The organism is Photobacterium alginatilyticum (genome assembly GCF_009910675.1).
Lineage (GTDB): Bacteria > Pseudomonadota > Gammaproteobacteria > Enterobacterales > Vibrionaceae > Photobacterium > Photobacterium alginatilyticum.
The window spans coordinates 179,757-191,414 of record NZ_RSEJ01000005.1 but is presented as its reverse complement, the minus strand read 5'-3'; the positions used below and the strand labels follow the sequence as shown (position 1 = coordinate 191,414).

At 52.7% G+C, this 11,658-nt stretch carries 9 protein-coding genes; 6 read left to right on the top strand and 3 right to left on the bottom strand.

What is annotated here, in order from left to right; translation table 11 throughout:
• The first annotated feature begins 488 nt into the window (after window positions 1-488).
• Both EIZ48_RS07275 and yjjX read left to right on the top strand, forming a co-directional pair.
• Window positions 489-1,127 carry a helix-turn-helix domain-containing protein gene (locus tag EIZ48_RS07275; protein WP_075762488.1) on the top strand — a complete coding sequence of 213 codons (639 nt, stop codon included), beginning with the start codon at window positions 489-491 and terminating at the stop codon, window positions 1,125-1,127.
• Between the two features lie 67 nt (window positions 1,128-1,194).
• Window positions 1,195-1,716: an inosine/xanthosine triphosphatase gene (gene yjjX, locus EIZ48_RS07270; RefSeq protein ID WP_160649690.1), complete on the top strand. Its 522-nt coding sequence runs from the start codon at window positions 1,195-1,197 to the stop codon at window positions 1,714-1,716.
• Window positions 1,717-1,831: 115 nt separating this feature from the next.
• Here yjjX and trpR read toward each other — a convergent pair whose 3' ends face one another.
• Window positions 1,832-2,155 carry a trp operon repressor gene (gene trpR / locus EIZ48_RS07265; protein WP_160649688.1) on the bottom strand — a complete coding sequence of 108 codons (324 nt, stop codon included), beginning with the start codon at window positions 2,153-2,155 and terminating at the stop codon, window positions 1,832-1,834.
• 82 nt (window positions 2,156-2,237) lie between these two features.
• Window positions 2,238-4,169 (bottom strand): murein transglycosylase, encoded by a 1,932-nt coding sequence (gene sltY / locus EIZ48_RS07260; RefSeq protein WP_160649686.1) that lies wholly within the window; start codon window positions 4,167-4,169, stop codon window positions 2,238-2,240.
• A 211-nt stretch (window positions 4,170-4,380) separates the two neighbouring features.
• Between sltY and ettA the strand changes: the two genes are divergently transcribed.
• From ettA to EIZ48_RS07245, 3 genes are all read left to right on the top strand, one after another.
• Entirely contained in the window at window positions 4,381-6,048 is a 1,668-nt protein-coding gene (gene ettA, locus EIZ48_RS07255) for an energy-dependent translational throttle protein EttA (RefSeq protein ID WP_160649684.1), read from the top strand.
• 178 nt (window positions 6,049-6,226) lie between these two features.
• Window positions 6,227-6,604: a PilZ domain-containing protein gene (locus EIZ48_RS07250; protein ID WP_075762493.1), complete on the top strand. Its 378-nt coding sequence runs from the start codon at window positions 6,227-6,229 to the stop codon at window positions 6,602-6,604.
• Between the two features lie 12 nt (window positions 6,605-6,616).
• A complete protein-coding gene (locus tag EIZ48_RS07245; protein WP_160649682.1) occupies window positions 6,617-7,612 on the top strand; it encodes a M23 family metallopeptidase in 996 nt (331 codons plus the stop codon).
• A gap of 60 nt (window positions 7,613-7,672) precedes the next feature.
• Here the strand turns inward: EIZ48_RS07245 and radA are convergent, their stop codons facing one another.
• The gene (gene radA / locus EIZ48_RS07240; protein WP_075762495.1) at window positions 7,673-9,061 is read right to left on the bottom strand and encodes a DNA repair protein RadA; all 1,389 of its coding nucleotides are present in this window, start codon (window positions 9,059-9,061) and stop codon (window positions 7,673-7,675) included.
• Window positions 9,062-9,208: 147 nt separating this feature from the next.
• On the opposite strand from radA, the gene EIZ48_RS07235 reads away from it, so the two are divergent.
• Window positions 9,209-11,560 (top strand): PilZ domain-containing protein, encoded by a 2,352-nt coding sequence (locus EIZ48_RS07235; RefSeq protein ID WP_160649680.1) that lies wholly within the window; start codon window positions 9,209-9,211, stop codon window positions 11,558-11,560.
• Window positions 11,561-11,658 lie beyond the last annotated feature (98 nt).

Here is an 11,658-nt window from a genome sequence, read left to right as displayed (position 1 = left end):
TACGACTTACCTCCACCAGCAAAATCAGCGTGATGAAAAGCGCTTAGCGCGCGATGAAATCACCCGCTTCAGCGTAATAAAGCCAAAGAAAATAACCTTGAACCAGCACCGGGCCGAGCCTCATTTTCTAGCCCAATTTATCTGAGCTGGAACATAGAGCCCCCTGATAACACAAAAAGAACAATAAAAACATGGCGTTATATTGATTAACTACTGTTTTCCCCAATGCCTATTGTCATATATTGACAACAGGGCATGAACGTTCAGCGATCTTGCTTCCAGTTTCTGGTTTGCCGCCTGATCTTATTTCGCCGTTAGAAATTTGTTCCATTTTTTACCCATCACTACAAATAGGTATATTCCTTTAACGAAATCAATCGCACTTTTTATGCTTCATAGCTCCCTTCGAAATCGTTATCAGTAAAATAGTTTATAACTTTTAAGAATGCCATTTGCATTTAAATTCTGTGAGCAGGAAGCTAGAGATTATGGAATATTTAGAGAGAATTAAGCGATTAGCTAAAATCCAGGGGATCAGCCAAAAACAACTTGGCGAGGCTTTAGATCTTCAGCAAGGTACAATGAGCCGCAAACTATCGGGCAAATACGGTATCGAAGTCCGTGAACTTGAAAAAATTGCGCAGACCCTGAGCACGTCTATCAGCTACCTGCTTACCGGACAAATTGATACCGGTACCCAGGCCACAACGGCGATCTCCGACGAGTCGACCCAGGGTTCAACCAGCACCTATATCCCGATCATTCACCGCAAGGATTTTATTTCCTACAGCCAGGGCGGCTCTGTGGATGTCGTTAGCAAACGTGCCATTCCGCAGCACCTTGATCGCGAAGAGTGCCTGGGGCTGTTGGTCGACAACGAGAACATCTCCCAGTGTGCTCCGGTAGGCAGCTACGCGCTGGCAACACGTAAGGCTTCATATCGTCCGAAGCAACCGGTTTTTGCTTCTGTACGTGGCAGTGAGCCGGATTTCTACCACATGACCCAACTGGCAGACGGTGTTGTTTTTTCAACCTCACAGCCTGATTTTCCGAACCTGTTTGTGAATAACGACGAGTTCCAGATCCACGGCTATATCATCCAGTCTGACTGGGCATACGACCGTTAAGGCTTATCTGTCTAATTACGTGACTTCATGCCGGTAAACCGTAAAATAGCCGGGTGGAGGTAATCGTATGTCATCAGTTATTGTCGCCTCAGCGAACCCGGCCAAGATATCGGCCGTCGCTGAGGCTTTTTCAGCCGCATTCCCAGACCAGACCTTCTCTTTTGAAGGGATCAGTGTCGCCAGCGAGGTTCGCGATCAGCCAATGTGTGCTGACGAGACCCTGTCCGGTGCCCGCAACCGAATCACCAATGCCCGCCGCAGCAAACCAGGTGCCGACTACTATGTCAGTATCGAGGCCGGTATCGACGGCCAGTTCACTTTTGCCTGGATGGTGATTGAAAACGCCCATCAGCGGGGCGAATCCCGCTCAGCCTCCCTGCCGCTGCCCCCCGAGGCCCTGGAAAAAGTCCACCAGGGGATCGAGCTGGGTGATGTCATGGACGAAATGTTCAACCAGCACAACGTCAAACAGCAAGGCGGGGCAATTGCCATGCTGACCAACCACAAGCTCAGCCGCAGCTCGGTCTACCAGCAGGCACTTATCCTGGCCCTGATCCCGTTTATGAACCAGGAACTCTTCCCGGTGTAAAAACCAACCGGTGCCAGGCTTCTAGCTTCTATAAGAAAGCAGATATAAAAAACCCTGCCGAGTGGCAGGGTGATGTGTCCATGCAGCGCACCAGCGAAAAGCTGGTACTACGCAATCAAAGCGCCTTCTTGGCACTCTGCTGTTGCAGCAAATCAGACAACCAGGCTTTGGTTGCCTCATCATGATGCTTCAACTCATTGGATCCGCGGGTGATCGTCGCGACACCCACTCCCAGCAGTTCACTGATCTTACGCTGGCTGCGATCTCCATTTAACAGTTCATAGAAAATATTGATGCGGGACAGCAGCACCGTGCGCTCATCCGGTGTCAGCAGCAATTTCAGCAAGGTATCATCTTTTTGCTCGGTCGCGGCCTGATGCAAAATATCGATCACCTGCTGCCAGTCAGTAAATTCAGGTGTTTCTGGAGTAGAAGACATTTAAACCTCATCAATGAGTACAGTTCTCAGTCAGGATTCTACCGCGTTCTGGATACGCAACCAAGCCAAGGTGACATATCGACTAGTACATGGCTTCTAATTCATTCGGCTTAAGCAACGGGTTTTTATCGCCGGTCAGATCGCCATAGTAGACTTCAAACATCAGAATGTTCTGCACATAGCCCCGGGTTTCGGTAAACGGGATCGCTTCAATAAACTCAAACACATCCAGTTGTTCATCGGTTTCCTGACGCCAGCGTTTCACCCGGCTCGGACCGGCATTGTAGGCCGCAAAAGCAAAGATGCGGTTGTTGTCGTAACGCTCCAGCATCATCTTCAGATACCCGCTGCCGAGACGAATGTTCACTCCGGGATCAAACAGGCTTTTCTTGCCCTTGTAGTTACGTCCGAGCTTTTGCGCGGTCTCCTTTGCCGTGCCAGGCATTAGCTGCATCAGGCCACGCGCGCCGACCGGTGATACCGCCTCGACATTGAGGGCACTTTCCTGACGGGCCAGTGCCATCATCGTCGTCGCCGGCAAATCTCGTTTCTTGCTGAAAAAGTCGAACCACCATTTATGGGCTATCGGGAACCGCAGCTCGACATAATCCCACAGCTGACCGGAGATCGTCGCCTGCACCGCAAAGTGATGCCATTTGTTGGCCGCAGCATAGGTGGCAAGCATCACCACCTCGTCATTATTCATATGGTCCAGCAGGTAGTGCCATTCCCTGTCCGCCGCAAAAATCTTGTCCAGTGCAATCAGCTCCTTGATCCGTCGCAGTGCCTTGCCGTACTCGTAGGTCAGCGACATCGACTGGTTAGGGTTCTTGACCGGATAAACAATGGGTTTGTTCAATACCGTGGCGGCCGCAGCACTGTAGAAATCACGCTGGCCGAGAATAGATCGGTACAGCTCCTCGGCAGCGGCCTCATTCCCCGCTTTGGCCTGTAACTTGGCACGCCAGAAGGTCCAGCGCGTCGATGCCTTGTCCGCCTCGGACAGACGATCTATCCAAAGCCCGGCATCTTTCCAGTCTGCCTTGCGAATTGCCACCCGGATCCGGCGCTCCAGCAAATTGGTACTGTTACTGGTGGCGACCTTGTCATCTCGCCAGCGCAGTAGCGTCTCGTCCTCGGTAGAGAACAGCCGGCTGGCAGTATAGTCAGCCAGTCGCTGGCGCTTGGTCTTGGAATAATGCTGACCGTCCATGGTGCGCTGGTATTGCCTGACGGCCTCTCTGACATCCTGCCTTGCCAGGCGCTTGTAGGCCAGCACCGTCAGGCTCTGGTTAAACGGGGTCACCTTGCTGCGTTTGGAAAAAGCCGCCACGCCATCGGGATTATCGTACAACGCCAGTACTTCTCTCCCTTTGGCTTTCCCGCTGCCCGACAGCTGCTTGTTGAGATACTTGAGGCGATTTCGGTGGCCTTCTTCATACACCAGCAACATACGATCGAGGATCAGGGTATTGGTTCTCTGGCCTGCTTTCTGCCACTTGTTCAAAAGCGGGTCGCAGGCATCACTCAGCGACTTGCCGGTCAGCCAGAGTGACTCCGCACCCTGCCAGGCCACTTCGGTATTGCCCAGTTTGCTTTGGGCATAGTAATAGTGGCACTTCAGCACCTCCCCGCGGGGTGGCATCGGCTGCACCTCGACAAAGTTCTGCCAGCGCTTGGTGCCGGCCAGGTACTCAAGATAACGGGACTTGATGGTGGTACTGAACGGCAGATTTTTGTATTCCTCAATAAAGTCTTCCACCTGCTTGGGCGTCTTCATAAACAACAAACGAGAAAAGTCACGATAGTCGAGATAAGGGGTAAGAGGGTAATCGTCCAGCTTGTCCCTGAGCTTGCGGTACTCGTCGATATTGTCCTCTTCCAGCGCGATACCAGCTTGCTCATACCAGTCGCGCTGCTGCTCAAGATCGGCAGCCAAAGAGGTGGGGGCGGCAACGATGCCTGCTGTGATAATTACAACCGAGAATGCCTTACGAAGAAAATAGCCAATCACAACACAATCCTATTCTGGCCCTGCCAGCAGTGCCAACTGAAACATGTATACCCAATACTATGCTTATTTGCCTGAACAACAAGTGATAACACGATCCAGGAACCGGCTGGTATTTATTCATCTTAAACGCTAATTATGAACAATGCTGTTAAACTTATGTCCAGAACAGGTAAAATACCCCTCCACTTTATATTAGAGATTGCAAACGGATATGGCTGAATACGTCTATACCATGTCGCGCGTGGGCAAAATTGTTCCGCCTAAGCGCCAAATTCTGAAAGATATTTCCCTTAGCTTCTTCCCGGGCGCCAAAATTGGTGTTTTGGGCCTGAACGGTGCCGGTAAATCCACCCTGCTTCGCATCATGGCAGGTATCGATACCGATATCGAAGGTGAAGCTCGTCCACAGGCAGGCCTGAAAGTCGGTTACCTGCCTCAGGAGCCGGTACTGGATGAAGAAAAAACAGTCCGCGAAGTGGTTGAAGAAGCGGTATCAGACGTTAAAGAAGCGCTTGTTCGCCTTGACGCAGTTTACGCCGCCTACGCCGAGCCGGATGCCGACTTCGACGTGCTGGCCAAAGAACAAGGTGAGCTGGAAGCCCTAATCGAAACCAAAGACGGTCACAACCTGGATATGCAGCTAGAGCGTGCGGCCGATGCACTGCGCCTGCCTGAGTGGGATGCCAAGATTAAGGTGCTGTCCGGTGGTGAGCGTCGCCGTGTGGCTATCTGCCGCCTGCTTCTCGACAAGCCAGATATGCTACTGCTCGATGAGCCGACTAACCACCTGGATGCAGAATCTGTTGCTTGGCTGGAACACTTCCTGGTCGACTACAACGGTACTGTTGTGGCGATTACCCACGACCGTTACTTCCTTGACAATGCTGCTGGCTGGATCCTGGAACTTGACCGTGGTGAAGGTATTCCATGGGAAGGTAACTACACCTCTTGGCTAGAGCAGAAAGATGCCCGTCTGAAGCAAGAGTCATCGCAAGAGAAAGCCCGTCAGAAAACGATCGAGAAAGAACTTGAGTGGGTTCGACAGAATCCGAAAGGCCGTCAGGCGAAATCAAAAGCACGTATGGCGCGCTTTGAAGAGCTTAACAACAACGATCACCAAAAACGTAACGAAACCAACGAGCTATTTATCCCGCCAGGTGAGCGCCTGGGTGATAAGGTGCTTGAGGTGAACAACCTGACCAAGTCATTCGGTGACCGCGTTCTGATTGACGATCTGTCTTTCAGCCTGCCGAAAGGGGCTATCGTCGGTATCATTGGTGCCAACGGTGCGGGTAAATCGACCCTGTTCAAGATGCTAAGTGGCGTTGAACAGCCTGATGCGGGTACCATCGAGTTGGGTGACACAGTCAGCCTGGCGTCGGTTGACCAGTTCCGTGACAGCATGAACGACAAGAACACGGTATACCAGGAGATTTCGGAAGGTGCGGAAATCATCCGTATCAACAACTTCGAAATTCCTGCCCGTGCTTACGCGTCGCGCTTTAACTTCAAAGGCAGCGATCAGCAGAAACTGATTGGCGATCTGTCCGGTGGTGAGCGTAACCGTGTTCACCTGGCGAAACTGCTTAAAGCCGGTGGCAACATGTTGCTACTCGATGAACCGACCAACGACCTGGACGTAGAAACCCTGCGTGCACTGGAAGAGGCGCTGCTTGAATTCCCTGGCTGTGCCATGGTTATCTCGCACGACCGCTGGTTCCTGGACCGTATCGCAACGCACATTCTTGACTACCGTGACGAAGGTCAGGTTAACTTCTACGAAGGTAACTACACCGAGTACACCGACTGGCTGAAGAAAACGCTGGGCGCGCAAGCAGCCGAGCCACACCGTATCAAGTACAAGCGTATCTCCAAGTAAGGGTCCCCCTTTCTTGTCAAAAGGCTGCAAAATGCAGCCTTTTTTTATAAATAGCCTCTGCGATCAGACATTTCAATTGATCTCACTGCCGGACTAGCACATTTTTGTGATCCGATTCCTGGAGAAATGTCGCATTTCTCATTACACTTAAGTTACTAATAATCAAAAAAGTATTGTTATGGCTGAACGACGTCACTTCATACGCATCCTCTACCGGACTCCGGCTAAGCTACAGCAGGCGCAGGAACAGTGGTCTGCCGAAGTGCGTGATCTGTCGCTACAGGGGATTCTGCTAACTTGCCCGCCGGACTGGACACCCAGACCGGAGGAGAACTACTGCATCAGTTTCTGCCTGCATGACTGTGATATCGAGCTGAAAATGGATACCCGGCTGGTACATCACGACAGCGACTATCTGCGCATGCAGATCCTCCATATCGATATCGAAAGCGCCAGCCACCTCAAGCGCCTAGTCGAACTCAATATCGGCACGGATGAACTATTACATCGAGAACTAGAACAACTGGCTGATTTAAAAAAGCACCTTAACGAGTAGTAGTCATTCACCATGTCGGAAAATATCTGTATCTCGGTCTCCGATCACCGAGGCACCTCTCATTACTTGATCAATCGCTTCAAGAAGCGCTACCTGGCCCTGACGATGAGCCTGATCCTGGCCATCATTGTGGCTGGCAGCTTCAGTGTCTATCAGCTCTATCAGCAGAACCTGCTTTCCAGCCAAAGGCTTAACGAGCTCAACCTCCAGACCGAGCAGCTCACCACCTCGCTGTCCGAAGAAAATGCAGCCAACCAGGCGCTGACCCAGGAGCTGGCGACCAAGAAAGCCGCCCTTGGCATGCTGACCCAACGTATCGATGACGTCGAAACGATCCTCGGGCTGCAGACCGGTGACGGCGATGCACTGCCGCTGGAGCAGCGCGTCGACAGTGCCGCCATCAGCTCGGCAGTCAGGGGAACGCTCTTCAGGCTGCTGCCAAACGGCAGCCCGACACCGGGGATCAGAATGTCATCCGGTTTTGGTACCCGTATCCACCCGGTAACCGGAAAACGCAAGCGCCACCGCGGGCTCGACTTTGCCGCCAATACCGGCACACCTATTTATGCACCGGCCGATGGCGTTATCGAGGTCACCCGCCCGAGTAACAAGGGATCGGGAAACTTTTTGAAACTCAACCACTCACTGGGATTTGCCACCACCTATTCCCACATGAGCAAATTCAATGTCAAACGCGGCAAGTTTGTTCGCAAGGGGGATTTGATTGGCTGGTCGGGAAATACGGGGCTGTCGACCGGACCGCACCTGCACTACGAGATCCGTTTCCTCGGCCGCGCCCTGAACCCGCGCCCGTTTGTCGAGTGGACACCGGAAAACTTCAAATCTTTGTTTGAAAAAGAAAAAACCGTGCAGTGGGCCTCATTGCTGGAGATGATTAACAATGTGGTCTCGATGCAAGTCCAGCTCACCCATGCCCCAGAGCCCCTTACCCCGATTGAAACGGCGAGCAATCAGGCGTTGGCTTCCGGTGAGCAGCGCAAGCTGTAGTACCGAGCAGATTTAACCAGTACAAAAACGAGAGCCAGTTTGGCTCTCGTTTTATATCAGCTACATGGCAACGCGCTCAAACGCCGTCAGTGCCTCCTGCAGATCCTCCACCGCAATGATTTCGATCCCGTTGACCTTCCGGCTGGCATTGGCCTTTGGCACGATAGCACGGGTAAAGCCCTGCTTGGCCGCCTCGCGGATCCGCTCAAGGCCATTGGCTGCCGGACGAATATCGGCATTGAGGCCAATTTCGCCGAACACCAGCACATCCTGCGGAATCGGGGCATTCTTGAAACTGGAGAAAATCGCCAGCAATACGGCCAAGTCCGCCGAGGTTTCCTCGATCTTGATCCCGCCGACACAGTTAACGAAAATATCCATGTCCGAGAGCATCACCCCGCCATGGCGCGCAAGAACCGCTATCGACATCGCCAGACGGTTGGAGTCATAACCGACCGTCAGGCGGCGCGGATTCTCCGTCACCGAGTTATTACACAGCGCCTGTACTTCCACCAGCAAAGGGCGCGTTCCTTCCCATAGCGTGGTACACACCGAACCGGCGTGGTTCTTGTCGGAACGGCTCAGGAAAATCGCCGATGGATTTTTAACCTGCTTCATACCGGTTTCCGTCATCGCAAAAAAGCATGACTCGGAATCGGCACCAAAACGGTTTTTCGAGGTCCGTAACACCCGGAACTTCTCATCCGATGTTGATGACAGTGCAAACAGACCATCCACAATATGGATCAGCTGCATCGGACCGGCAACATTGGAATCTTTGTTGATATGACCAACAATAACGAAGGTCACCCCCTCCGTCTTGGCAAAGCGGGTTAGTGCTGCCGCCGACTCTTTCACCTGACTCGGACTGCCCGCTGCCGATTCGTTATGGGCAACCGTCATGGTCTGGATCGAGTCAATAATCACGAACTCCGCTTTTTGCTGGGTCACATGATTCAACACCTGCTCAACGGAGGTCTCCGCAACCACGCTGATCTTATCGATATTCTGAGTCCCCAACCGCTTGGCACGCTGCGAGATCTGATGAATCGATTCTTCGCCCGACACATACAGGGCAGATTTGTCTGCCGCTACAGCGCCGATGCTCTGCAGCAGCAGGGTCGACTTACCCGCACCGGGATCGCCGCACAGCAAAAGAACTGAGCCCGGTACGATACCGCTTCCCAGCACGCGGTCCAGCTCGGAGATCCCGGAGCTGAAACGGGGAAGATCTTTGCTCTCGACTTCAGAGAGCTTCTGAATTTTTGTTGCAGCCCCGGCATAACTGCTTGTGGCGGCCTGCGCCCCGGTCCCGATTGCCGAGCGGGTCTTCGGAACGGTAAATTCTGTAATGGTATTCCAGGCGGCACAGGCACTACACTGCCCCTGCCATCGAGGAAAATCCGCACCGCAATCACTACACACATAGGCACGCTTTGTCTTGGCCATGTTTCCCCTTTACTCGTTGATCGTCAGCACACTATTTGCTGCAGGAATAACTTTACTGGTACATCCAGCAAGAAATACTAACGACAGACTAAACTTTTGCTGCAAAATGCAGATAATAGACTAAGGACTAATGTATCAGAAAGAGCTATGTTGCTGGACGATTATAAAGGATTGATTGAACAACTTATCCCTGTCTATGACAGTGAGGATTTTGAGGACGTCTTTCAGATGATGACCCAAGAGGCCAGTGGCCCGGCCCGGCTCCAGATCAAAATGGAGCTAAACCGGATCATGGCCCCGTGTCATCAGCTTGTCGATCTTCGCGGCCGGGTCAAGGGGGAATGCCGCCCCTATGAGTTAAACGGCCTCAAACACTGGCTCGATGACGTCGCAATCAATACCTACCACAAGCGGATCAAGGTCTTTGGCGGCAAGTATCGGATCGGGCTATACGAAGCCCTGATGAATACCCGCAACAACTTCCGCGTCCTCCACCAGCAGGAAAAGCAAGATACCAATACCGCAGAGCAGCCTCAGCGAGATACCCAGTTTGATGCCAACCTTATACGCTTTGGCCACTATCTGACCCGGGGCGAGAACCGTCTTCAAATTACCACCCAGGTCAACCTGGCACTGCCTTTCAACCAGTCGGTTCACGGCGTGACCTCGGATTTGTCCTACTCCGGTGCCAAGTTCAAGGTACCGGCGGCATTTAAATACAACCTCGGCCAGACCATTGTCGCCAAGTTTCCGAAAATGGCCGAGAAGTTCAATGATCCCCGGCTTGACCTCGGTACCGAATACCGAATTCTCGGCATTGATGATCACAAGGAAAATGACAGCTTCAAGTGGCTGCGACTTAAAATCACCAGCGACAACACCGTCATCAAACAGGCGATTGACCGCAGCCAGCAAGTCTTGCAGCGCCGTACCCGCAGAAACCATGAAGACAAGGTTATTCAGGTCCGGACCAAGGGGTATGAACACTGCTACCTCAAGCACACCACCAGCATGCCGCTGTTTTTTGCCGGTGACGAGCTGAAGTATTGCCTGCTAACCGATCATAACCGGCACATCTGGGATAGCTGGCATGATGAGAGAAACCAGCCGGTCATCAACCACCTGCTTTCCAAAGAGCGCATGGCCAGCCTTGGCAAGGCGGGGCTCAAACAGTGCAGTACCTTAATTTATAGCTTCGCTCACGAACATGACCGTAAGCACTTTTTCTACTCGGCCGCCTTGCCGGAAATGAGCATAGAAGAACGGCACCTTTTCTGGCACGTCGGAGCAACCAGAAAAAGCTGGCAGGTGACCCGCCTGACCGTTCACCCTATCAGTGAAGAAGACCTGAAACGACTGCAGGATATTGCCCCCGAGATGTTTGACCAGCTGAGCAAGCTGACCCACATCGGCATTTTGCAGGATATCACCAATGAACAGGCGCAGCAGGACTACCGCCTGCCGGTCAAGCCCAAGCTGCCGGGCAAAGCCCTCCAGGCCTTCCGGCACGTCAGGAACCCGGTATCGACAGCCAAGGCGATCTATTTTGATCCCAAGCCCCAGCGCAGCGAGTCGCGGTTTAAGTTCCAGACCCCAATAGAGCTGCACCACCCGGACTTTCCGGCTGTTACCGGTATTACCCTCGATTTCTCGATTCGCGGCCTGAACCTCGATCTCAGCCAGCCGCTCCCTATCAAGCGCGGCGATGAGGTCACCATCAAGTTTGTCGATCTGCTCAAGCTCGACAAAAATGCGCCGCTGAGCCATATGCCGTATAAGGTGGTCAGGGTAAGCCCCGACTTTAGCAACATCCAACTCACCACTGGCAGTGGTGACTGCGCATTGAAGGGAGAGCAGTTTCTGCGCCGCCTGATCCAGCACAACGAAAGCAAGTTCAAGCTGCTGGAAGAGATCCTCCCGACCGGCGAGCTGCTATTGGCGATGCACCAGATGCTGCTAACCCGCCTCAACTGCATTCCATACTTTACGGAAAAGCTCGACCACAAGATCAAGGTCAAGGCCATCGGCTGCAACTTCCCGATACCGCCACTGCCGAAGCTGTTCAACCAGGTCGCCGGCGGGCAGGATTATTCGCTTGAGCCTATTTTCAAAAACCGCCTCAAGCGAATGCTGGCCGAGACCATGCGCCCGGTCGAGATCCGCAAACCCTATGTTCACGAACTCTATCTATGGATTGAGAGAAAGGGCAATACCATCACCCGCCTGGACAGCAAACTCACCGAAGAATTTGGCACCATTGACGAACGGATCAATTTCATCAAGGGCGCCAAGGCGAAAGGGGAATTCATGGCACTGCGGGTAACGGCCGTGCCGGTGCTGAATCCGATGACAGCCCTGACCGGTATCGAACTCGGTGAACTGGCCCGAATGGCCCTGCACCGTGCCCGGGCACTGGAAGTGGAATTCAACTCGCTCATCGGCTGTGGCGAGATTTATGATATTACCGATGAAGTGCAGATCAGGCTGGAAATCGGTTAGAGGTACTAGGTACTAGGTACTAGGTACTAGGTAGAAGATACAATAAGAAAGCGAGAGGTGTACGCCTCTCGCTTTCTTTTTAGCCCAAGGCTATGTAA